We start from the raw sequence: 23,955 nt of genomic DNA, 5'->3' as shown, positions 1-23,955 counted from the left end.
TATTTCACTAAACAGTACCACTGTTAACCTTTTTATTCCCTCATTAAGATTAGTCCTCTATACTTTTGGGTCTAACCTAATTAGTAAATCATGTTTTTATCGAACCTAGACCTTATTGTTTTATTTGTTTATTTATTTGGAATCATAGGCTATGGACTATGGATGTCTCGTGCTAAATACAAAAATGCCTCAGATTATTTTTTAGCGAGTAAGTCTTTGCCATGGTGGATTGTTGGAGGCTCTCTTATCGCATCCAATATTTCAGCTGAGCAAATCTTAGGAACAAATGGGTCTGGCTATGCTATTGGTTTAGCCATTGGTGGTTACGAGCTCATGTCTGCTTTAACTTTAATTTTAGTTGCAAAATATCTTCTTCCTGTTTTTCTTGAGAAAAAGATTTATTCTATCCCTCAATTTCTAAAAAACAGATTTGATAATCGTGTGCGTATTTGTTTTAGTTTTATTCTAATCATCCTTTACGTTTTTGTTAATATATCTTCCATTTTTTATCTAGGTGGTTTGGCTATTGAAAACTTAACGGGACTTCCTATCTTAATTGGAGTCCTTGGTCTGGTTATATACTCGGCATCTTTTTCAATTTTTGGAGGTCTAAAAGCTGTTGTATGGACAGATGTTATACAAGCTGTTGTCTTATTAATAGGCGGATTATTTGCAGCAGGAGCAGCTCTTTATACGCTGGGGCATGGAAACATATTTGATGGTCTTTCCAATTTATACAAATTTGCTCCAGAGAGGTTTGATATGATTTTAGATAAAAGCCACGAACATTTTAGTAGCGTTCCCGGAATTAGTGTTTTAGTTGGAGGTATGTGGATTACTAACTTATATTATTGGGGCGGAAATCAATTTATTATTCAACGAGCATTGGCTGCAAAAAACATAAAGGAAGCTCAAAAAGGGGTTGCTTCTGCTGCTTTATTAAAAATTTTAATACCCATAATAGCTGTTATACCAGGAATGACTGCTTATGCATTACATGCAGATATAGGAAAACCAGACGAAGCGTTTCCATGGGTGCTTAGTCAGTTAGTCCCAATAGGCGTAAAAGGATTGGTTTTTGCCGCTTTAGTAGCTGCTATTGGCAGCTCTATTAGTTCGTTGGTTAATAGCGTGTCCACCATAACTACACTAGATTTGTATAAACCAATATTTAATAAAAAGGCTTCTGAAAAACATCTGGTTAAGGTTGGAAAAATAACAGCTGCCGCAGCTCTATTAGTTGGCATGTTGGCCGCTCCTCTTTTGAGTATGCTAGAACTTGATCAAGCCTTCCAATTCATTCAAGAGTTTACAGGCTTTATAAGTCCTGGTGCTTTTGTTGCTATTATATTTGGCATGTTTTGGAAACGAACCAGTGCGAAAGCAGCACTATGGGTTGCACTATTATGTGTCCCTTTGTCCATAGGGTTATTTTTGATGACTGATTTACCTTTTTTCTACCGTATGACTATTTCGTTTGTTGTATTATCCACGCTAATAGTTTCTTTATCTTATCTTGATAAACCTTATTCTGTAGACAAAAAAATAGATTCGAAATCTGCATTGGTTATTCTCGGTACGATGTTACTAACCTCCATCCCATTTGTTCTTAGAATATTTACTAATGATATTATTCTTCCCCCCTGGGTTGGTACATTACTTTTATTTATGAATGTTGTTTGTCTGTATTTTGTTTTTTCTAATAAAACCAATAACAGAAAAGCCATTGTACTTGGCCCTCAAATTTTTAAAACTGAAAAATCTTTTAATATGATAGCGTACATAATTCTTATTATTCTTTCCGCCATCTATGGTTTTTTGTGGTAGAAATAGGAACACTAAATACACATAGAATTTAAAGTTATTACCTACATTTAACAAAAAAAAAAGTGTTGAAATGTCTTAAAAATTATGTTCGCGATACCTTACAGACAGGTGCTTTCCTTGAAACATGAATAGTAACTATCTTATTTCATTTAAGAACTTCTATCCAGTCTAGTTTATCTGCTTTTTCAGTATTATTTTTCCAATGAAGAGGCTGTAAATTATCAATATTGTCAGCCCCACCATTTGATACGGGGTTTATATGGTCAATTTCCCACCCATAGGAAGATTCTCTATTACCGTGATGTCCCCATTTTATTCTTTTTCCTAATTCGTCATTTCTACAAATATCTGCATCTATCCCAGAAATGACTTTTCCTTTTTTCCAAACAGCCACTTTTTGAAATTCACTCCACTTTTTACCAACTTTATCCGTGTTTGGTTTTCTTTCCATATTTTATTCTTAAAAATTAATCATATGTAAACCTAAAACACTTCTAAAATCAATCAACCCCCAAGCATGATAACGAAACGCACGCTCTAACCCATGCTAATAGTTATTTTCGCTTATGATAATTATTAATAGCGTTTCAAAACTATTATTATTAAACAATAGTTTTATACGGAAAACCGCAATTACATTAAATATTTTTGAATAATTTAAATCAAGCCTCTATCTATAGCAATTGCCACCAATTGTTCGGACGTATTGGCATCAAAAAGAATTTTAAGCTTATTAATACGTTTTTCAATACTTCTTAAACTACGTGCAGGTAAATCTTTTTCTTTAAAATATGAAGCAATTTGGTTTCTTTTTAATCCCTTTGCCAATAATTGCAAAAGTAATTCATCATATATATCTGTTTGGGAGATATCATCAGCACTTCGAATTAATTGAGCTAGATTATGCGAGTAATAAATTTCGTCTTTTAACACTGCTCGGACTGCTTTTATCATCTCTCTTGATTCTTCTCGTCCTTTCTCAACATAAGCATCTACTTTAGAAACCTCTATTAAATTTTTTATTTTGCCAATACGATGCTCTACTGAAAATACAATAATCTTTAACTCAGGCTGTACATCCATGACTGCTTGTATTAATTCTTGCCCCGATGTTAATGTTCTATCTCGATGACCTTCCTTAAAAGATAAATCTGTTATTAAAAGCTCAATCGGGCTTTCTGTATTTAAAGACGCTTTAATTTTCAAGAGTGCATCATCACAATATTGCACTGTATCTACTTCTTTAATATTTAACTCCTTAAGTATATTCTCAAGACCTTTATGAATTGTATTCTGATCTTCTGCAATTAAAACCTTTTGAAACATAGTGACATATTAACTATTAAACTTTAATACAGCCTTAAAGCCATTTCCTTTTGAAGTTATAAAATTAAAACTTCCCCCTATATTATTAATGCGGGATTCCACATTTAGTAGTCCATTTAATTTAACATCTTTTATTGAAACACCAACCCCATCATCTGAATAGATAATCTCCTTTTTACGACGATCTTCTTTAAACACTAAACTCACCACTCTAGCTTGGCTATGCTTTTTCATATTAACTAATAACTCTTGAATACTTCTAAAAACGGCCATTTTTTTATGATCGGGAACTTTGGACCAATTAATAGTACTTATTTTATTCGTAATAATTTTTGTTCCTTTTCGCTTATGCTGAATTAGCAAATATTCAAGACTTTCAGTGAAATTAATTAAATCAATACTAGCTGTTTGAGTCGATATATCTCGTGTGCGCAAATAAATATCTTCCAAAACATCTAACAATTCTATCTTTTTATCTGCCTTAATTTCCAAATCATTTTCAACAAAACTCATGAGACTTGACACATCATTTGCAACCTCATCATGGACTTTTTTAGACATACGTGTTTCTGCTCTATACACTTTCTTGATATTCTCTTTTTTATGTCTAGATCTTAAAATGAAGAACAAGAATATTGATATCAATAAAATAAAACCTGCTATAAACAAATAGAGGATTTTTAAACCTTTTTCCTTTTCTCTGGCTAGCTCATTCTCTTTTGCCAATTTCTCCTTTTCGGTATAATCGTACTTCATTTTAGCATACTTATTCTCTTGTACTTGCTTTGCTAAAGTTATACTATCTAGAATCTTTACGTATTCAGCAATATTGTTGTCTTGATTTAAATTTATAAGACCTGACAAAGCATCTTTTATAAATGATGGGCTATTAATTGTTTTTGCTACTTCATATCCTTTATGAGCGTAATAAGTAACTTTTTCTAAATCCCCTCGGTCTTCATAAATTTCAGCCAAATGCTTATAACTTGAATAGATTCCTGCATTATCTTTTATAGCTATTCTCTGCTTCAAGGCTGACATTAATTTTTCTAACCCTTCTGGTTTATTTAGTTTTGATTGAACAAAGCCTAAATTATCTAAAGCTCTTGATAGTTGTTTTTTGTCATCTTGTAAAAGACTATTCTTATAGACTTTTAAAAATTCATTTTCGGCCAATTCATATCTATGCTGTCGAATATATACCAACGCCTTGTTATTCTGAATAATATTAATGTAATCTTTAAGTTTAGCGATCTTTAACCCTTCATCAAAGTACCTAATAGCCTCTTCATAATCTAACAAAGCCAAATAAATTCGCCCTAACTGATTATACAAACCAATCTTATTATTTATAACATTCTTAGAATCCTTTATAGTCTCCAGCAGTTTTAATGCCTCGACAACTGATATTTCGGCTCCAAAATAATCTCCTAACTCATTCTGTATAATAGCTATTTGTCTTAAATGACGAATTGTAGATCCTGTATCGTTTGATTCAATACTTTCATTTTTTTTTCGCTCGTAAAAAGCATAAGCTTTTATAAGACTTGAATCTGTTGTAGGATTATTAGCCATATGACTATAATAGCTCAAACTATCTAATTGCCTACTATTAATAACCTTAGCTCCAAACCCGTTTTTAACAACAAAAAAAAAGAGGAATGATAATATGGTATATTTCATTCCCCTAATGTAATAACTAATTTTTATTCAGCAATCAGTTTTTACGATGTTGGCGGAGGAATATTCCCTCCGTCCCCACAACATTCTTGTGGATTTATTTTCTGTGCATCTGCTTCAATCGTGTTTTGAGGTGTACACGATAAAAAATTAGCTCCAATTAAAAGAAATACAAATACATATAAAATGGTTTTCATAATTTGAAATTTTGCAAAGAGATCCCTGTCCGAGCTTTTACTCAGATAACTTTGTTTACAGCAACAGCAACCCCTTTTGGGTTATTAATTTTTGTTGTTTTGGGAAGTGGAGAATGTATAGTGATAACAAATAATTACTTCCCAATGCAACCATTCGTTTACCACTTTACGGTTTTCCGCACAATTCAGTTTTACACATTCATTATGTTAGCGCGATATAACTTGAACCGAATTCTGAAGCGAATTACGTGAGGTTATTAAAAACAATTGTTGACACGCTATTGTCAACTTTTTGACATCTTTTTGACACAGAAACCAAATTTAATTAAAGCACTAACCTACAATACATTAAACCCTTAAAAGAACATAATAGTGGAACTAGGAAAAGACGAATTAATTCAGGAATTAATTGAATTGGTATTTGTAAAAGCCATAAAAGCATCTAAAAAAACGAAGGCTTATGGAATTTCAAGATATCTTGAAGACGTATTAAATGAAAAAATTACAGAAAGAACTCTCACCAGATATTACGATGGTTATATTTTAGATAAAAAAAGCGAACGAAGAACTCCAAGCGAACATAATCTAAATATTCTAAGCCAATATTTAGGTCATGAAAATTACAGGAAATTCCAGCAGAATCGTGAATACGAAATAGTAAAGAATGAACTAAGAAAAGAAATTATAAGTATTAATAACAAACTGATTAAAATAAAAAAGATAGGTTTATTCACCTGCTTGCCTTTAATAATAATGCTAGTATTATTTATTTCGAAATATTACAAAAAGGACTGCATGATATGGGTTAATGATCATTATAAAAAGGTACGATGTTCTGAAGTAGTTAATGAAAATAAATTAGAAGAGATCGTGTTAAGAGAATTTAAGAAGCCATGCACTTGTAAAGACTATATCTTCTATAAAAATGAAAAATCAATTGTTCATTATACCAGACTCAATAATAACATTGATTTTTTTATAAGTGATAGTAAACATCCAATATTTGAAGGCGTATATACGAATTCTATAACCAAAACCATTATTCAGTCTGAAATAAAACCCTGTAGCTTTATTAAAATCAGCTCTAAAGAATAATACACTTAAAAAAAGCTTATGGAACGATTAGAAGTTACCTTTTTTCGTATTTTAAAAAGAATCAAACAACGAAGTTATTTTTAGACTATTTTTAAATGCATCAATTGTAATATCTTTTCCTTCTGAATGAAATGAAATTTTATAATTTTTAGAAGGCAAAACATCCATAAAGTTTTGAGAAAAGCGACCTTTTACATTGCTTTTTAAAAATATATTTTTAGCCAAAACATTACTATTTAAAGTGACTTCAAAAGTATTAATATCTTTTTTAGTACAATCAAAATTTATATTTGGCTTGGTTAATTTTAAGTCTTTGGGCTCTTTAAAATAAAAGACTTTATCATCAATTTCTATATTTCCCTCTCCTATTAACTCCACATGAATTAGAGATTTTGCTAAAAGTTTCTTCTCGAGAATATCAAAAACATCTTTAGAAAAATACAATGCACTTGAATTTGATTTAACTGAAATTATTTGCTCTTCTTTGAATAAAGTTTCTCCATTAAAATCTAAGACCTTGAGTCTTAAAATGGCATTTTGATTCTTTAATGCATCTGAAACCACATATATCTCTATACTATCATCTTTCTGAAACGGTACCACCGAAATGGGCTTAAAAGCTTCTTTTACGCTATATTGTAAGGCTTTCCAATTCCCATAATAATCTATACTCGACCAGGAAGCAGCAGGCCAGCAATCATTAAGTTGCCAATATAGCGAGCCCATACAATAAGGCATGTTCCGTCTATGTGCTTCAATGGCTGTTGTAATTCCTTTAGCTTGAAGTAACTGTCCAACGTATAAAAAAGACTCAAAATCTTTAGGCTTATTATAGCTTTTAAGCATATAATATTCAATATTCTCATTACCAACTGATGAACGTTGATGCGATTTCATGACCTCAGAATAGATGTCCCAATCTTGTTCTTCGGTGTATTTTTTTACACTTTCAAATTCTGGAAAAGATTGAAAACCATATTCAGACATAAATCTAGGGATAACTTCGTTATATTTAGAAAACGGTTCTTTATTAGACCATACTTTCCAATAATGATAATCTCCAGCTGTTAAACTATCTAAGGTTCCAAAACCAGAACTTGGTGATGATGACCAATAAAGTCTATCACGATCATATTTTTTTATGGTATTTGGTAAAATATCATGAAATACAGCTTCATAAGCTTTCCATACGCTATCTTTTACAGCTTCTCCCTGACTTTCGGTTACCTGATCTATCCAACCCCAATTATTCCAAGCTGTTAAAATCTCATTATCCCCACACCACAATGCAATACTAGGGTGTTGACGTAAGCGTTTCACATTATATGCTGCTTCTTTTTTTACATTATCTAAAAACGCATCATTTCCTGGATACATGGCACATGCAAACATAAAATCTTGCCAAACTAGCATCCCATATCTATCGCATAAATCGTAAAAAATATCTTTTTCATAGATGCCGCCTCCCCAAACGCGAATCATATTAAAATTAGACTCTACTGCTGCTTTAATAATACGCTCGTAATCTTCTTTAGAAACTCTATTTAAAAACACATCTTGAGGGATGTAGTTAGCTCCTTTCATAAAAACGGGTACGCCATTTAGCTCAAAGTAAAAACTCTTTCCTACATCATCTTTTTCCTGTATAACTTTAATAGTACGTAGACCTATCGTTTTTGATACAGTATCTATTATCGCATTATTCTCTTTTAAAATAGTTGTTATTTTATATAATTTTTGATTGCCTAAGCCATTTGTCCACCACAATTCTGGCTTATGAATCGTTATAGGTATTTTTAAGTTATTTATTCCTTTTTTTAAGGTAACCTCTTTATTTATTTTTCTTGTTGAATCAATTGAAATTTCGATTGTGGCATCAAAATCTTTACTGGCTTTAATTTCAATTTCGGCAATTAAACTGGCTTCCGTTTCACTTAATTTCTTTTGATTGATAAAAACATCTGTAAGCTTCGCTTTATCCCAAGCTACTACTTTAATCTTTTTCCATATGCCGCTAGTTACTAATCTTGGTCCCCAATCCCAACCAAAATGGTATCCTGGTTTTCTTGAAAATACAGCGACTTGTTTTTTACCTAATCCGCCTTTTTCAGACTGATCATTGACTGCATTAGGCAACTCATACCCCAATCTTTTTCTTTTTTTTAATCCAACTTTAACTGGTGATTCTAAAACAATTCGCAATACGTTTACACCTTCCTTTAACAAAGGTTTACATGGCACTTGCCAACCTAAAAACATATTATCAGCTTTTAAAACAAGTGAGTCATTCAAATAAACATTTGCGTACGTATCTAATCCTTCAAAATGAAGCTGAATTTGTTCTTTCTTTAAAACATCCTTAGGAACGGTAAACGTTTTTCTGTACTCCCAGTCTTTTTTATCAATCCATTGTAACGTATCTTCATTTATACGATAAAATGGATCTTCAATAATTTTATTGTTTATTAAATCTGTATGTACTGAGCCTGGTACGGTTGCCGGAAGCCATCCCACACCTTTAACATCTTTAAAAGTCCAATGTTCATCTATCACTTGTATATATTGATTTGGCTTATTTTGACAACAAGCTAATAAGCATAAAAAAACTAAAAGATATTTAAAAGGATTGTAAAACATAACTATTAAATACTGAACTCATCTTAAGTATAAATTCGAAAAAGCAACATATTAAGTACATATGGTTTTATAAAAAAACACCACTTCCTTTAACAGAAGCAGTGCTTTTAATTTGTAAATACTAATCTCTATATTAATTTTTAACAAATTTTTTAGTTGTGGTATTTCCATTTTCATCTTGAACAGATAGCATATATATGCCAGAGCTTAAATCTTCTACTTCGATTTTAACTGTATTTGATTCTTTAACTAATTGACCCATTAAAGAATATATAGAAACTTTTGATATCTCATTTAAAGTATTAGCATTGGCTTGAATATTAACAACATTGGCTACAGGATTTGGGGATACATTAAAATTCACCTCATTAATATCATTTGCTGAAAGTGTTCCTGTTGTTGTTTCTGCATACGCATTAAAATTAGAATCAGGTTGCGCTTGTAATTTTACTGTATAAGTTCCTCCATCTGCAATTGTGATTTCTGCAGGTGTACCTGATCCGTAGGTTCCTGAAAAGAGATAAGATGTTCCTCCTTTATAATTCCATTCAATCCAAATATCTGAACCATCTGCACCAACTATACCTATATTGAATCCTCCCGTTGCTAACGGATCAGCATCCCATGTTAAAGTAAATTGATTTGACAAAATAGCCGTAGTAGCTAAGCCTGTTGGTGCATTAGGATCCATAGAAGGTGTTCCATTTACTGTTACATCAAGATCAGAATAAGCGTTAAAATCGGTATCTGGTTGTGCTTGCAGTTTCACTTTATAAGTTTGCCCATCTGTTATTGTGATTTCTGCGGATCCACCAGCCCCATAGGTTCCTGAAAACACATAAGATGTTCCTGTTGTATAACCCCATTCAATCCAAATATCTGAACCATCTGCACCAACTATACCTATATTGAATCCTCCCGTTGCTAATGCATTAGCATCCCAGGTTAAGGCAAATTGATTTGGCGTACCATCTGTATAAGCGAGCCCTGTTGGAGCACCAGGTTCTTGTGCATTAATCATACTTGTTGACAAAAAAAATACAAGTATTAAAAGACTTGAAAGAAATGAAGAAATCTTAATAGAATTCCTTTGAGTAATTTTACAAATCATATTTAAATTTTTAAAGGTTAATGTTCTTCGTAAAATTAACTCTCTATGTAAGGCAAAAACGACTAAATACTGCTGAAAACTACCTGTTTTATGAATTTATTGATATAGGTACATCACCACAAAACAAAATGCTATAAGCACAAGGGACCAAAATCTAAAATTTTTATAAAAAGGAACGCCTACCAATTCTTGTGTTTCTTCGTGATAGATTTTTTTAGACCAAACATAGTCCTTTATATCATCTTCATCATCTGGAGGGGATAATAGACTTACTGTAATTATAATAACACAACTTATAATAAAATATACTGGTACTTTAAGTAAAAAATGAATCTCTCCCAATAACTCATAATCAAATGTATATTTTAGCAGCACTGTTAAAAAAGCTGCTATAGCTCCACCTATTAAGCCCCAAAAGGCGCCATGTTTATTAATACGTTTCCAAAAAACACCCAGCATAAATACAGCCACTACCGGAGGTGCAATATAAGTAAGCATCTCTTGATAATATTTTAATAAGGAATCAAATTTAGATACAAAAGGAACCCATGCAACCGCCAATACTAAAACAATCATAGAAACAACTTTACCAACATACACCTGTTCTTTTTGTGAGGTATCCTTTTTAAACTTGGTATAAAAATCCATAGTAAATAAAGTCGCAACAGAATTAAGCAAGGCACTTAATGTAGAGGTTAATGCTGCAATCATTGCAGCTAGCATCAAGCCTAGTAAGCCTATTGGCATAAGCTCAATAACTAGTTTAGGGTATACCATGTCATTTTTTGGTAAACCTGGAAATAAATGTTTACCTATAACTGCTGGAAATATGATAATAAAAAGGATTAATACGGTTAAAAAACCGACCATTAAAATTCCTTTTCTACCATGATCAACAGATTTTGCTGTGAGTACGCGTTGCACCAACATTTGGTTATTTCCCCAAAAGTAAAAGCCTAAAATAGGAATCCCTACAATCATACCTAACCATGGTACCGAACTATCATCCAATGGCCTTATTAGCTTCATCATAGTATCGCCTTCTAGAAGTAAACTTTTTAAATAATCTAACCCGCCATTATTCATGGCTAAAAATGTTAATATAAGTGTACCAAAAAGTAATAACACCCCTTGAATCAAATCCACACGAATAGCGGCAGACAACCCTCCAGGAATTGTATAAGCCGCCACTATAATGGCAAAAATCACAGATAATTCTACTATTGATAGTGATGGGAATACAAGTTTCATTAATAATGACGCAGCATATAATGCTCCAGCAGCATCTAGAAACGTGGAACCTAAAAGGGTTATGAATGAAAAATAATATCTGGAGCGTTTATCAAAACGTTTTTCCAAAAATTCCGGTATCGTAAAAATTCCGGATTTAATATAAAACGGCAGGAAGAACATCGCAAAAAATACCATGACCAACACCGAAATTAAATCGTAATTAAAAACAGCAATACCTGTAGAATAGGCATCACCACTTTTACCAATTAAAGTGGTACTTGAAATACTTGCAGCAAATAATGAAAAACCAATAATTGGCCATGTCATTTTTCTTCCTGCTAAAAAGTAGTTATCAGTGGAATCACTCCCTTTTTTTGAATATTTAATACCAAACCATACTATAAAAATAAAATAAACAATGAGTATAATATTATCTACTAGTCCTAAATTATATTCCATAATGATGATTTCATCTATATTAAATTATATGCTAAAATGTAGTGATTACTAGTTGAGTAAGATAGAACTTAAAAACACAACACTTTTTGGCTGAACAGTAATATTTGCAACCTCATTTTCATTATATTCAAAAGATTTTGAAGGCACCGGAAAACCATCAGCATTTAATGCTCTTTTACCATCTATATATTCATACACATAGAGATTCCGTTTTTTTATCAATCCTTCAGTTTCAATATTAAATGTTTTGTATGTTTTTGATTGATTAACTACTGCAAGCGTTACATTTTTATTTGTAACTGAGGCAATAGCACGAATACTATCATTTTTTATCGAAAATTCAGGCTTGTATAACTTAGCATTGGGAGGAAATAAATTACAAAGTAAGGTCCATGAGTAAGACCAAGGTCTCGGTGTTTTATCTACCTCAAGGTCTCCAAATTCTTCGGCTAAAATATTCCACATACCCCATTTTTTTAATTGGCTTTTCTCACCTAAATCTCCTACAGTATGCATAGCATCATCTAGATCCCATGCAACAGCCCCTCCTACTCCAGCAAGCATGCTCTGTATGGCTGCATCTGCCATATCGACCCCGTAAAAATAGTCGTAAACAAACATACTGGAATCGTCGGGACCTGCAAAAGGATCGGCTTTTCCTTTCTTAAGGTTTTCTTCCTTAAGATCACCGCTATATTTCATTCCTAACTCACCAAGAATTAATGGTTTTTTTGTCTTTTTGACTTCGGTCGTAAATGGTGTTAAGTAGGTTTGAAAATTCCCTGTTCTAATTAACTCTTGATCTGCATAAATATGAAAATCGTATAGAGCTGTTATACTATCCAGATCATTTATTGTTGAATATACCCAATCCTCGGCTTTTTTGGGATGTGTTGGATGATTCCATTGTGTTACTGCATCTGGCCCTGCCAAGGTTACGTATTTATCTAATCCTTTAGATTTTAAAGTATTATTTAGCAACTGATAACCTGCCTTCCATTGTTCCCAGTCTCCATTTGTGGATGCCCAATAGCCATTAGGTTCGTTAACTAAATTATAATACTTGATACAGGTGTATCCTTTTTCAACAATTAGATGTTCAAGATATTTAGTAATCATTTCAATCCAACGAACATCATCTGCTCTATTAATATTGTTTGGATTTTTATCTGTTTTCCAAAGCCCTGGTGCTCCCCATTCTCCAAAAAGAACTGTAATGTCATTTTTTTGGCAATAGTCTAAAACTTTATATAAACTTTTAACCTCTTGCGTATTGAAATCCAAAATGGGTTGATTATTTACATCTAATCCTTTGTAATAACGCCAAGTTGAAACATCCATAACACGTATTATGTGTGGATTCACAAAGTCTAGTCGTTTGTATAATTCGTTCCATTTTTCATCTGTCATTAAAAAGCCCCATTCTGCTTCATACGAATCGGCATGGGGGTATGCAGACCACTGCACTCCATGACCAATAAATGGCAGGTCGATGATATTAGATTTCTTAAACTTAAGCTTATATCTTTTATCAATCGTACCTGCTTCCTTACAACTAAACAAAATAATCAATAGTATGAAACTAACTAAAGCTTTAGGCATTTAAACTATTTTTTAATTGGCCTAGCAGTTCATGAACACTACATGTTGCCAGACCAACATACTTATCTGCACCACCATAGTATACATATAGCGTATCTTCTATAATAACATTTCCTGTTGGAAATACACAGCCATTATAATATCCATTGATTTCATAGTCATGTTCCGGTTCCATGATCCAGTCTTTAATACGCCCAATAACCTTTGTTGGGTCATTAATATCTAATAATGCAGCACCCACTCTATAATAACCTAAGCCGCCATTTTCTACGCCATGGTAAATAATCAACCAACCATCTTTAGTTTTTAAGGGCGGCGTACTTCCTCCTATTTTCACCTCCCATGAATCTTCTCTTCCTGCTAGTAATAAAGTACTTGGTGTTTCCCATACCATTAGATCATCAGAAAAACGAATCCAGATTGCAGGATGATTTGTACCATACTTTTCTCCCACCCATTCTTTTGGTCTGTGAAGCATGGCAAATTTTCCATGTATCTTTTCTGGAAATAGAATCACATCTCTATCATCTAAATTAGAAGACGTAATTCTTCCTAATCGTTTAAAAGTTCTAAGATCTCTTGAAATAGCCAAGCCAGAATTTGCTATGTTATTCTTGTATACCAAAGGGGCGTCTTCTCCAGATTCTGGCAACATAATAACATCATGTTCAAATTTCCAATATTGTCCAGGTGGAAATGGCCTGTAAGCATAGGTGATATAAAAATCATCTCCAAACTTTACTATTCGGGCATCTTCTACACCTCCCATATCTGGTCCATCTATGCTAGGAGAAAATACGGGTTTGTTTGACACTCTTGTAAAATTTATGCCATCTACACTTTCAGCCAATCCAAATCTAATTAAATGTTCTTCATCATTTCCAGCGGCTCTATATAGCATAGAAAATTTACCGTTCTCGTACCATACTCCTGGATTACAAACTACTAAGTTTTCCCATTCGCTTTGAGAGTTAGGACTTAAAATAGGGTTGTTTTCGTACTTTTTTAAACGAATGGTCTTTACTTTATCTTTTGTATTATTCATTGATTATTCTAGTTGCTAGGCTTTAATTTTTTAATTTAAAAATCAAAGTTTGTGTATACAGTAAGTGTTTCCGGCTTAATATTAATGATATTTCCTTTTCCAATAGATAGGTTCTCTTCCTCTGGTAAAGGGAAACCATCAGCATCAACTAACCTGTTAACTTCTTTATATATGAACTTTTTTAATCCCGATAATTCATTACCGTTATCTAACGAGAAGTTTATATTGTATTCGTTATTACTCATGTTGTTAATAGCAATCATATATTTTCCATCTTTTTCTACTGCAATAGCATCTAATCCTACTAATTCCGGAACTTCTACTTTATACACTTTAGATTCTTTTTGCATATATCTTGAAATGAGAGAGAAAGAGTAGAAATGAGGTCTTAGAGTTTCTTTTTCGGAGTTCCCTAATAGTTCTTCTCCCAATACATTCCAGTATCCCCAAACTTTTAAATCTTGACCAGAAGTCGAGCTACTATGCATGGCATCATCTAAATTCCAATTAATGGCTCCTGCAAATCCAGAATTTATGATTTTCATATTTAATCCAACTAAGTCTACACCATGTATATATTGATCTACTAAGGTGTTGGAGTCAGTTCCAATGAATGGGTCTGAATTGATGTTATTCAAATTCTCATTGCTTAATTCCACATCCATTCTTGAGGATCCTGTCTCATATTTAAAACCAAATTCTCCAATTACAATTTGTTTTCCTGCTGGTACTCGAGATTTATATACATTTAGTAATTCTTCAAACTCTCCACTAAACAAAGCGCCTCTTGATGGATAGGTATGAACATCGTATAAGTCTATTTTATTGCCTAAATCGGACTCTGTATCTGTAATCCAAGACACATCATTATCATTAAAAATAGCAATATCTGGTCCTGCTAACTTTACCTGAGTGTCTAATCCAGCTTCAACCATTTTATCATAGAAGTAAGCAGTTGCATTTTTCCAAACGTTATAATTACCATTAGCTGCAGATCCACTTAAATTAGGTTCATTGATTGTCGTATAATATTTAATGCATGTAAACCCTTGTGTATTTACCAGATAGTCCAAATAATTAACAGCATTATCGATTCTGTTTTCAAAAATTATATCTTGATTAGAATCAACTTGATTATACCCCCAATCTCCTAGCATAACAGTAATATCATTGTCTTGACAGTATTGTAAAATCTTACCCAATCCCTCATACAATGCTGTTGGGTCATAACTATCTGCACTAGATATAGCATATTTGTCATAAGATCCAAATACAACACGTATAAAACTTGGCTTCATATAATCCAGACGCGCATACATCTTGTTCCAATCTGCATCTTGTATTGGTTGGTTCCAGTAACGATATGCTTGTGGATATGGATCCCATTGTACGCCATTACCTATATAAGATTCTACTAATACTTCTCTGGTTTTAACAACCAAATCGTTTGATTTTTCTTCAATTTTAACGTCATGATCATCATCACAGCTAAAAGCACTTATTGCACAAAATATTATTACTAGAATTAGTAAACTAAATCTAAAACGGGGCTTAAAATATTCTTTTTTCATTTTTCTAATTATAGGTTATCTTCTTCAAAATTGTAATAAATGGTATAGGCGTTTTGTATGTGTGATTCTGCATCCCAATGATCCCATGTAAAGGCATCTTCCCAAATATTAAAAGCTATGGTAATATTACCTTGTGCATCTACTGTTACATCACCTTTTACGCTGGGACCATTTTTATTACCTTCCCAAAGTGTGATTACTTTTCCTAGTTCGTTATATTCCCAAACACCATTTCCTTCTGGCATTTGTCTGTACCTATCTGAATAGTCTCTTACATTCCCTTTATGATCTGGATCTAAGACAAAGGAAGAAAAGGTATTATCTGCACCAGCTCCAAAAGAAAAAGCGCCCTCTGGGTTACCATTTTCATTAATTAAAAGCGTCCGAAACTCTAAAGTATTATCTTCTTCAAAAGCTACATTTGGAAAATCTTTTGCGAGTACTTCTGGGGCATAATTTGCAGGATCGTAAGAGCTTGTTGCTACATCATAAGGCCCAAAAACACCCCATCCCCAATCATTGTTTAACCCTATATGCCAATCGTAGATCAATGAACTTACTTTCCAATTTCCATCTAAAGTAGAATCGTATGTATTAATTATTACGGTCCATGCTCTTGATTTACCAGATTCAGAAACGATTTGATAGGTAAATGAGCCATCATTATTATTAAAGTTTACGGCCTCGCCTTCTTGTGGAGAAACTGACCCTTTTTCAGACACTTCAAATATTGGCGTGATATTATTTAAATTCACATTATCTGTTAAAGCAAACAATTCTATCGTTCCAGAATCTTCGCCTATAGACTTTATTATTGATGGTCCTACTTGTCCTTCAATTTTAAAAGATAAAAACTGTCTATCGTTACTTATAATATCCTCTAATGGATCTTCTTGACATGATACAACAAAAGCTGCAACGAAAATAAAAAGTACTAATTTTAAAATTTGATTTTTCATAATTCTCTTTTTTTTAGTTATTCAACTCGCCTTCAATTGCTGGAATTGGGAAAAAATAAGCACTATTAGTGATTGTTTTTCCATAAATTCCTGTAAGGACAGACTGTATTTTATTTGTTCTCCTCAAATCATATAATCTGTGGCCTTCAAAAGCTAATTCAAAAGAACGTTCTTCTATAATTTTTTCTCTAAAATCTGCTGCCGATAATCCTGGTTGTAAATCTACCAAACCAGCTCTATTCCTAATCTGATTAACAGCATTGTAACCTTCAACTGTTGGGCCTTCTGCTTCTGCATAAATTAAAAGAATGTCTGAGTACCTCAATAAATACGGATGTGTACTTGTCTTATCTCCTTCATAATTTGGATCGATATATTTTCTGGAAAAAGGCTGTGATTCACCTCCAGATGGTGTCCATACCAAACTCCCACCTGCTGCTGCATCATACAACTCATCAATTACAAGTTCATTTTTTCTTCTGTCATTAGAATTAAACGACGATAAAAATGGAAGCTCTGTAACATAAACACCAAAACCACCATGAGTTGCTGTTCCGTCTGGCAGAAAAGAGGATGAAGGTGCATTTGCTGGAATAAAGAATTTTGATAGTTTAGAAAATTCTCCTTCATCCTGTCCACTTCTATCTTGAGGGATAAAAAAGATATGTTCAGGACCATTAAAAGCGTCTGCTGTAGACACATCATAAATATGAAGTAAATCTGGGTCGAATGTATAAACAGATTGATTATTAATGACTTCTGAGGCCGTTTGTGACGCTAAATTATAATAAGTATCTGCACCAGAAACCCATTCGTAACTAGGACTTCCTGTGCTTTTTGCTGAGGCCATAGTAATGTATACTTTTGAAAGTAATGCCTGGGCTGCTACCTTATCTGCTCTTCCTCCTACTTTTTCTATTGGAAGTAAGTCTATGGCTCTATTTAAATCTGATATTATTGAATTATAAATGGTTTCTATCGAGCTATTTTGGGCACCGAATACTTCGCTTAGCTCATCTACAGCACTTGTTTTTAATGGTATTTCACCAAATAATCTAACTAGCATAAAATGATGCCAAGACCTTAAAAACAAACCTTCTCCTTGATATTTATTCGCTAAATCGGCATCATAAGTTACTTCTTCTGTTTTTTCAATAACTGTATTCGCTCTATTTAAACCAATGTAAGACAGTCTGAAGAATTGTTCTAAATTCTGATTTCTATCATCGATGTTAAAATTATCAAACTGATCAATATTTAAACCTTCTCCTTCTTTCGGAAATGTTTCTTCTGAGGCTGTTGTTGGAATATTCATGTAAGGCCTTAAATAATCCAAAAGCGTCATGGTTTGGTAACTATGCAGTATGGCCGAGTTTGCTTCTTCAGCGGTATTATAAAAATTAGAATCTGACAAGAAAGTTGTTGGTTCTGGCTCCAAAGAGCATGAGGCCAAAACAAGTCCGAATATTACTATATATATTTTTTTCATAATTAATTTTCTAAAATGTTATATCTAAACCTAATGAGAATCTTCTTAACCTTGGTACTCTATTTTGATCTGTACCCTGCAAATTGACTTCGGGGTCTATACCGCTGTAATTAGTGAAATTATATAAATTATCTCCACTAAAATAAATCTTAGCATTATCGATACATCTTATATTCTTAATACCTAAATTGTAACCTAGTCTAACATTTTGGATCCTTACAAAACTTCCGTCTTCGATCCACCAATCTGAGAATGCTACATTTCTATTATCTCTTAAAGATGGATAGGCTGTAGAACGATTATCTGGTGACCATCGCTGTAAAAGGTTGCTTACTTGTCCGCCTCCAGCTCCTGTACTAAATTTATTCATGTTTACTACATCACCTCCAAACGATCCATTAAATAAGGCTGACAGTTCCCAGTTTTTATATGATGCATCTAAAGTGAAACTAGCTGAAAAATCTGGGTTCGGGTCTCCAATGATGGTTCTATCTGCTCCAAAAGGGTCTATTTGCCCATCTCCATTTATATCTTCATACAAAAATTCTCCTGGTTGAGCAGCTGCTCCCGTAAGGCCATTAAACAGTCCTTCTGCCTCACTCTGAACGATCCCTCTAACTACAGCACCATAAAACACATTTACGGGGTGGTTTATAGCGAAGACATTAATGTTTGATCTGTACTGATCTCTAAAATTAGTACCAGTAAATCTATATTGATTACCAAAATCATCGCTTAAAACAGAAGTCGTTTCTGGTGGACCTATACTTAACACTTTATTTTTATTTCTATTAAATATCAAACCTGTAGAGATTTTAAAATCTTGCTTTCTAACAACATCATAATTTAGGCTTAACTCGATACCTTTGTTTTCAATTTTACCTGCATTTATTCTTAAAAAATCAAAACCTGAAGTTGGTGGTAATGTACTATCTACAAGTAAATCGTCTGTAGTTTTATTGTAGAATTCGAAAGCGAAATCTAAACGACGATGAAATCCAGAAAAATCGAGACCTACATTAAAAACCTTGGTTGTTTCCCACCTAAGGTCTGGATTACCTAAACCTCTTGACTCTATAAAGATGCCATTATTTGAGATGATGCCTGGTCCAATTGTAGTTACAAAACCATCATTTGTAAAGTAACGCCCATTTCCTAGTCTATTTAATGTTTCGAATGGCCCGATTGCTTGGTTCCCTACAATACCATAACTCACCCTTGGTTTTAACTCATTAACAAATGGCAGACCTTCCTTTACAAAGGCCTCTTTTTGCATTTTCCAACTTATAGCTCCAGATGGAAAAAATGCATATTTATTATTGGCTCCAAAATTTGATGAACCGTCCAAACGACCTGTAAATGTGAATAACACTTTATCATCAAAAGTATAGTTTAGCCTTGAAATTGCAGAAGATAAAGCTGTTTCTATAAAGTCATTAGAAGTACGTTGTTCATTCCCTAGACTTAAATTTCCAGCTCCTAAAGAACCATTAACAAAATCCTGAGCTCTAAGTTGCGACGTTCTCACTTCAAAATATTCACTTGAATACCCTGCTAATAAAGTCAAGGCATGTTTTTCTGCAAACGTCTTATTATAAGTAAAATAAGCATCGACTACGACACGTTGATTTTGAAAGTTATCATTAAATGCCACACCATTTCCTTCAAAACCTAATTGTGTGTATGTATCAGGAAAATAGCGTTCTTGAAATGAAGACCCTAAACTATAGTTAAATTGCGATTTAAACTTTAAAGCATCATTTATTTGCCATAAAAATATAGAGGAAGATATTAAATCTAATGTTTTGGTTTCATTTACTCTTAACTCTGTAAGTGCTGCTGGGTTGGCAAAATCATTATCATTTGCTTTGAAAAAATTATTATTCTCGTCAAAAATTGGAAACAATATATTTCTGTCAAAAGAAATCCCACCATTATCACTTCTTTTTCCTCTGGAAATATTCATGTTTGTAGAGAGACTTACCTTATCATTAAGTTTTTGGTCAATTCCAAAACTAACCGTTACTTTAGATAAATCGTTATTCCTCACTACACCATCTTGTGTATTTAGGTTTAATCCAAAATTATACTTCGTTTTTTCGGTGCCTCCATAAATGCTTACGTTGTAATTTTTATTAATAGTTGTTCTAAAAGCATAATCAACATAATCTGTTGTTGGATACCCGTCTCTTATTTGTGAAATAGAAGGGAAAAAAGTACCATTAACATCTTCTGCTCCTACATATATAGGAGTCAAACCTGAATTAACTCTACCTTCGTCAGTTAATACTGCGAGATTTACTGGATTCTTGAAGATATCAAATTCTGAAGCAAAATCACTAACGGTTGTGATTCCTGTAAAATTAACAGCCATTTTTCCTTCTTTACCCCTTCTTGTTGTTACTAAAATCACACCATTTGCTCCTCTGGAACCGTAGATTGATGCGGCAGACGCATCTTTTAGTACCTCAACAGAAACGATATCTGCAGGGTTAATTTGTTTTAAATTACCAGCATCTCCTAAAGGAAATCCATCAACGACTATTAAAGGTGTTGTCGCAGTAAACGAACTTGCTCCACGGATTCTAACATTTAATCCCGCGCCGGGATCATCTGAAGGGTTTCCAATTATTAAACCTGAAACACGGCCTACTAATAATTCTTCTACAGAGTTTGCTGGTATTTCTGATAATTCCTCGGTATTAATTTTACTAACAGCTCCTGTAACGTCACTCTTTTTAACCGTTTGATAACCAATTACAACAACTTCTTCTAATTGTGAAATATCTTCTAATAAAACGATAGTAAATGTTGATGTATTTAAAACTGGTACTTCTTGAGTTTTAAAACCCATTGAAGAAATTTCTAAAATGGCGTTTTCGTTTTCAACATATAAAGTAAAAGAACCATCAAAATCTGTTGAGACACCATTTGTTGTATTTTTTTCAACAATTGAAGTTCCAGGAATGGAGAATCCTGATTGGTCTACAACTTTTCCTGACACCTTTTTTTGAGCATAAGAAAAACCAGCGCATAAACTAAACAATAGAAATATTCCAAATGATTTATTTATTATTTTTTTCATAGATTAGGGTATAAAGTTTTATCTAAGACAAAATTAAATCACTTCAATACTCAAGAATGACTCTTTTCCACCTAAAACTATGCTTATAATGAATTTATTCATCAAGGGAACATTTAAACATTATCATATTATTAAAAAATAAGCCATTATAATAATATTTATTAATTTTGTTGCTAAACTATCCCAAATACTTCAATAAAATAACCTTCTCAATGAAAACTATTAAAGAGATAACACCTTTAAAATCAAATGCTCCTTTCGTCATTTTAAAACATAAAAATGCGAAATTTGACTATTCTATACATTATCATAATGAGTTTGAATTAAATTTAATAACTAATTTTAAAGGAAAAAGAATTGTAGGTGACTCTATTGAAGAGTGTGAATCTGTTGATTTAACATTATTAGGTCCAGAATTGAAACATATCTGGAAATCTAATGAGATTATTAGCACCGCCAATGTTATAACAATTCAATTTCAAGAGCACTTCTTAGCATCCAAAACACTTGATTATACTATCTTTAAAGATATAAGGGCATTATTAGAATTATCCAAAAGAGGCATCTCAATACAAAATCCAACAAAAAATAAAATTGCTAAAAAAATTTCAAAACTAAAGGATCCCGATCATTTTGATTCTTTTCTATTATTTTTAGAAATTTTACATGATTTATCTAAATCTGAAGACAAAAAAGTACTGAGTAGTGCTGCCAGTAATAATTACAGTCAAAAAAGAGAAAGTAGACGAATTACAATAGTAACAAAATACATAGAAAACAATTATGACAAGCAGATTAAGCTAACAACATTAGCAGAAATGATTAATATGTCTGAATCTGCTTTTAGTCACTATTTTAAAAAGAGAACAGGCCAGAGTTTTATAAAATATTTACTTGATCATAGATTATCTATTGTTACCAAATTATTATCTGAAACCAACATCCCTATTAATGAGATTTCATACATGACTGGTTTTATCACTTTGTCAAACTTCAACAGATCTTTTAAAAAAAAGCACGGGGTGTCTCCTAAACAATACAGAATTAATTATATTAATCATTTAGAAGAATAAAAGTGATTGTTAAAACGTATATCTAATGCTCAAATTATTTATCGAAATTTAACCATACAAATCAAAAAACAGTCATTAGAAAGAAATCAATGTATTTAATAAGGGAATTGCAAAAAACTAAAAGAGATCAAGTATAAAACAAATAAGAAATTTTATGAGATATAAAATTATCATTAATCTTTGTGTTTTTATACTTTTCTTTAGTGGTAAAAATTCATCAAAAAATTCATCTATGAATATTACTAGAGGTCTTAAACCTGCTATTACTGAATTTACTAGTTTGGAACAAAAGTTTATTATGAAAGTTGCTAAAAAACTAGAAAATAATGGATTCCCTATTAGCCAATTAACAAGAGTTCATCTCAAAAAAAGGATTCATAATATTAACGATTACTATACTTATAATGAAATTACATTTTTAATTAACCCTGCCGTCTATAAACAAAGTGAATTTAACTAGGGAATTGAGAACATAGGTATAGATTGGGAAGATTCCTCTCTTATAAGAACACCAGATGGAGGTATTGAATTTGATATAGGTCGTAAAATAAAATATGAGAATTTTAAAATGAATCTTTATCGCATACAAAATTCTTATTCTTATAGTGCACTTTTAAAAAATCACAATGCCATTATAGAAAAAATAAATACAATACTAATAACCAGTAATTTAGAAAAGATCAAATATTTTACTTCTCAAGGTCTATTCGAATTAAGTAAAAATTATCTCATTGTATTAACGGCTGATAATGAAAATAAAAATCTATTCGAAATGACAATAAGAAAACTAGATAATAACCTTATAGATTTAAAGCATTTTAACGATCTTTTTGAGCAGTATCGTTTAAGAATAAACACAGACACGTCAAGTATAAAAATACTAGATAGTTTTGATCCGACATTCTTCCCTACTCCTGTTTCAATGCCTATTGAGCCCTTTCCTAAAAAAAAGGACTAGATACTCCATATGATAACAAGTAAAATAGCTTCTATTTCGATGGTGTGGAAAATGAGTCTTTTGATAGAGTCTGTCTTGAGGAATCCTATCCCTAACCAACACTTAATCACCGACTACCAAAGCAATAAAATAATTTTTATAATAAAAAGAGGGTTTTACGGTTTGCAATCGTTTACTTAATAATTGAATAATTAATTTAAGGAAAAGAAAAATGCCCCTTCTATGAAGAAAAGCCTATCCTGATATAATTAATTACATAATAAGTTCGAGGTTTATGTTTTTTAATTATAGGGTAGGTTTTCTATTTTTTTCACAAAAGAATTAAGAGATACTTCTTTAATGATTAATTCAAAGCGGTTAATAGCCCTTATTATTTAACTATAAGTTTTTTGACTGTCTCCTTTGTATCACTAGGTATTCTAATAAAATACATTCCAGAAGAAAAACCAAACATATTTAACTTATCAGAAACAAATACATTAGAAATTATATCATCACTGCTATCAAGAATTTCATCACTTACGGTTAACTTAAAAGTATACGTATTACTAGTTACTAGTCCAGAAATGACTGGGACTCTTACCATATCATCACTGTAAAGAAAAAGT

The 23,955-nt window shown here is 32.2% G+C and carries 19 protein-coding genes; 5 read left to right on the top strand and 14 right to left on the bottom strand.

All coding sequences use genetic code 11. The features are described from left to right. Window positions 1-90: 90 nt before the first annotated feature. The gene (locus tag EM932_RS10815; RefSeq protein WP_135877204.1) at window positions 91-1,827 is read left to right on the top strand and encodes a sodium:solute symporter family transporter; all 1,737 of its coding nucleotides are present in this window, start codon (window positions 91-93) and stop codon (window positions 1,825-1,827) included. 145 nt (window positions 1,828-1,972) lie between these two features. Here the strand turns inward: EM932_RS10815 and EM932_RS10810 are convergent, their stop codons facing one another. The 4 genes from EM932_RS10810 to EM932_RS20885 all read right to left on the bottom strand — a co-directional run bounded on the left by EM932_RS10810 (window position 1,973) and on the right by EM932_RS20885 (window position 5,030). After that, a complete protein-coding gene (locus EM932_RS10810; protein WP_135877203.1) occupies window positions 1,973-2,278 on the bottom strand; it encodes an HNH endonuclease signature motif containing protein in 306 nt (101 codons plus the stop codon). Between the two features lie 206 nt (window positions 2,279-2,484). Next, entirely contained in the window at window positions 2,485-3,153 is a 669-nt protein-coding gene (locus EM932_RS10805) for a response regulator transcription factor (protein WP_135877202.1), read from the bottom strand. 9 nt (window positions 3,154-3,162) lie between these two features. After that, window positions 3,163-4,836 carry a tetratricopeptide repeat-containing sensor histidine kinase gene (locus tag EM932_RS10800; protein WP_135877201.1) on the bottom strand — a complete coding sequence of 558 codons (1,674 nt, stop codon included), beginning with the start codon at window positions 4,834-4,836 and terminating at the stop codon, window positions 3,163-3,165. Between the two features lie 41 nt (window positions 4,837-4,877). Next, window positions 4,878-5,030, bottom strand: coding sequence for a hypothetical protein (locus EM932_RS20885; RefSeq protein WP_170179773.1), 153 nt, complete (start codon window positions 5,028-5,030; stop codon window positions 4,878-4,880). Between the two features lie 372 nt (window positions 5,031-5,402). Here EM932_RS20885 and EM932_RS10795 point away from each other — a divergent pair, with 372 nt between their 5' ends. Further along, window positions 5,403-6,125, top strand: a complete 723-nt coding sequence (locus tag EM932_RS10795) for a hypothetical protein (protein WP_135877200.1) — start codon at window positions 5,403-5,405, stop codon at window positions 6,123-6,125. Between the two features lie 51 nt (window positions 6,126-6,176). Here the strand turns inward: EM932_RS10795 and EM932_RS10790 are convergent, their stop codons facing one another. The 9 genes from EM932_RS10790 to EM932_RS10750 form a co-directional block, all read right to left on the bottom strand. Further along, window positions 6,177-8,678: a beta-mannosidase gene (locus tag EM932_RS10790; RefSeq protein ID WP_246041023.1), complete on the bottom strand. Its 2,502-nt coding sequence runs from the start codon at window positions 8,676-8,678 to the stop codon at window positions 6,177-6,179. Between the two features lie 217 nt (window positions 8,679-8,895). Further along, window positions 8,896-9,873 (bottom strand): T9SS type A sorting domain-containing protein, encoded by a 978-nt coding sequence (locus tag EM932_RS10785; RefSeq protein WP_135877198.1) that lies wholly within the window; start codon window positions 9,871-9,873, stop codon window positions 8,896-8,898. A 96-nt stretch (window positions 9,874-9,969) separates the two neighbouring features. Beyond that, complete coding sequence (locus tag EM932_RS10780) at window positions 9,970-11,565, bottom strand: sodium:solute symporter (RefSeq protein ID WP_135877197.1); 1,596 nt, start codon at window positions 11,563-11,565, stop codon at window positions 9,970-9,972. Window positions 11,566-11,613: 48 nt separating this feature from the next. Further along, window positions 11,614-13,167 (bottom strand): cellulase family glycosylhydrolase, encoded by a 1,554-nt coding sequence (locus EM932_RS10775; protein WP_135877196.1) that lies wholly within the window; start codon window positions 13,165-13,167, stop codon window positions 11,614-11,616. After that, window positions 13,160-14,212, bottom strand: coding sequence for a glycoside hydrolase family 130 protein (locus tag EM932_RS10770; RefSeq protein WP_135877195.1), 1,053 nt, complete (start codon window positions 14,210-14,212; stop codon window positions 13,160-13,162). Before EM932_RS10770 ends, EM932_RS10775 begins: the two co-directional genes overlap by 8 nt. A 35-nt stretch (window positions 14,213-14,247) precedes the next feature. Next, complete coding sequence (locus tag EM932_RS10765) at window positions 14,248-15,783, bottom strand: cellulase family glycosylhydrolase (protein WP_135877194.1); 1,536 nt, start codon at window positions 15,781-15,783, stop codon at window positions 14,248-14,250. Between the two features lie 8 nt (window positions 15,784-15,791). Then, complete coding sequence (locus EM932_RS10760) at window positions 15,792-16,742, bottom strand: hypothetical protein (protein ID WP_135877193.1); 951 nt, start codon at window positions 16,740-16,742, stop codon at window positions 15,792-15,794. 13 nt (window positions 16,743-16,755) lie between these two features. Beyond that, entirely contained in the window at window positions 16,756-18,231 is a 1,476-nt protein-coding gene (locus tag EM932_RS10755; protein ID WP_135877192.1) for a RagB/SusD family nutrient uptake outer membrane protein, read from the bottom strand. A 10-nt stretch (window positions 18,232-18,241) separates the two neighbouring features. After that, on the bottom strand, window positions 18,242-21,316 hold the full coding sequence (locus EM932_RS10750) for a SusC/RagA family TonB-linked outer membrane protein (protein WP_135877191.1): 3,075 nt from the start codon (window positions 21,314-21,316) through the stop codon (window positions 18,242-18,244). Window positions 21,317-21,528: 212 nt separating this feature from the next. On the opposite strand from EM932_RS10750, the gene EM932_RS10745 reads away from it, so the two are divergent. The 3 genes from EM932_RS10745 (at window position 21,529) to EM932_RS10735 (ending at window position 23,347) form a co-directional block, all read left to right on the top strand. Next, entirely contained in the window at window positions 21,529-22,389 is an 861-nt protein-coding gene (locus tag EM932_RS10745) for an AraC family transcriptional regulator (protein ID WP_135877190.1), read from the top strand. A 154-nt stretch (window positions 22,390-22,543) separates the two neighbouring features. After that, window positions 22,544-22,849: a hypothetical protein gene (locus tag EM932_RS10740; RefSeq protein ID WP_211344280.1), complete on the top strand. Its 306-nt coding sequence runs from the start codon at window positions 22,544-22,546 to the stop codon at window positions 22,847-22,849. Between the two features lie 108 nt (window positions 22,850-22,957). Further along, a complete protein-coding gene (locus tag EM932_RS10735; RefSeq protein ID WP_135877188.1) occupies window positions 22,958-23,347 on the top strand; it encodes a hypothetical protein in 390 nt (129 codons plus the stop codon). Between the two features lie 370 nt (window positions 23,348-23,717). Here the strand turns inward: EM932_RS10735 and EM932_RS10730 are convergent, their stop codons facing one another. Continuing rightward, complete coding sequence (locus EM932_RS10730; RefSeq protein WP_135877187.1) at window positions 23,718-23,933, bottom strand: T9SS type A sorting domain-containing protein; 216 nt, start codon at window positions 23,931-23,933, stop codon at window positions 23,718-23,720. Window positions 23,934-23,955: the final 22 nt, after the last annotated feature.

It is taken from the genome of Flavivirga rizhaonensis (assembly GCF_004791695.1).
In the GTDB taxonomy this organism is placed as follows: domain Bacteria; phylum Bacteroidota; class Bacteroidia; order Flavobacteriales; family Flavobacteriaceae; genus Flavivirga; species Flavivirga rizhaonensis.
This window is presented reverse-complemented; position numbering and strand designations above follow the sequence as displayed.

What these genes read in the sequence shown, in the direction of transcription:
- EM932_RS10815 (WP_135877204.1), top strand. Translation starts at nt 91, where the DNA reads ATGTTTTTATCGAACCTAGACCTTATTGTTTTATTTGTTTATTTATTT.
- EM932_RS10810 (WP_135877203.1), bottom strand. Translation starts at nt 2,278, where the DNA reads ATGGAAAGAAAACCAAACACGGATAAAGTTGGTAAAAAGTGGAGTGAA.
- EM932_RS10805 (WP_135877202.1), bottom strand. Translation starts at nt 3,153, where the DNA reads ATGTTTCAAAAGGTTTTAATTGCAGAAGATCAGAATACAATTCATAAA.
- EM932_RS10800 (WP_135877201.1), bottom strand. Translation starts at nt 4,836, where the DNA reads ATGAAATATACCATATTATCATTCCTCTTTTTTTTTGTTGTTAAAAAC.
- EM932_RS20885 (WP_170179773.1), bottom strand. Translation starts at nt 5,030, where the DNA reads ATGAAAACCATTTTATATGTATTTGTATTTCTTTTAATTGGAGCTAAT.
- EM932_RS10785 (WP_135877198.1), bottom strand. Translation starts at nt 9,873, where the DNA reads ATGATTTGTAAAATTACTCAAAGGAATTCTATTAAGATTTCTTCATTT.
- EM932_RS10780 (WP_135877197.1), bottom strand. Translation starts at nt 11,565, where the DNA reads ATGGAATATAATTTAGGACTAGTAGATAATATTATACTCATTGTTTAT.
- EM932_RS10775 (WP_135877196.1), bottom strand. Translation starts at nt 13,167, where the DNA reads ATGCCTAAAGCTTTAGTTAGTTTCATACTATTGATTATTTTGTTTAGT.
- EM932_RS10770 (WP_135877195.1), bottom strand. Translation starts at nt 14,212, where the DNA reads ATGAATAATACAAAAGATAAAGTAAAGACCATTCGTTTAAAAAAGTAC.
- EM932_RS10765 (WP_135877194.1), bottom strand. Translation starts at nt 15,783, where the DNA reads ATGAAAAAAGAATATTTTAAGCCCCGTTTTAGATTTAGTTTACTAATT.
- EM932_RS10760 (WP_135877193.1), bottom strand. Translation starts at nt 16,742, where the DNA reads ATGAAAAATCAAATTTTAAAATTAGTACTTTTTATTTTCGTTGCAGCT.
- EM932_RS10755 (WP_135877192.1), bottom strand. Translation starts at nt 18,231, where the DNA reads ATGAAAAAAATATATATAGTAATATTCGGACTTGTTTTGGCCTCATGC.
- EM932_RS10750 (WP_135877191.1), bottom strand. Translation starts at nt 21,316, where the DNA reads ATGAAAAAAATAATAAATAAATCATTTGGAATATTTCTATTGTTTAGT.
- EM932_RS10745 (WP_135877190.1), top strand. Translation starts at nt 21,529, where the DNA reads ATGAAAACTATTAAAGAGATAACACCTTTAAAATCAAATGCTCCTTTC.
- EM932_RS10740 (WP_211344280.1), top strand. Translation starts at nt 22,544, where the DNA reads ATGAGATATAAAATTATCATTAATCTTTGTGTTTTTATACTTTTCTTT.
- EM932_RS10735 (WP_135877188.1), top strand. Translation starts at nt 22,958, where the DNA reads ATGAATCTTTATCGCATACAAAATTCTTATTCTTATAGTGCACTTTTA.
- EM932_RS10730 (WP_135877187.1), bottom strand. Translation starts at nt 23,933, where the DNA reads ATGGTAAGAGTCCCAGTCATTTCTGGACTAGTAACTAGTAATACGTAT.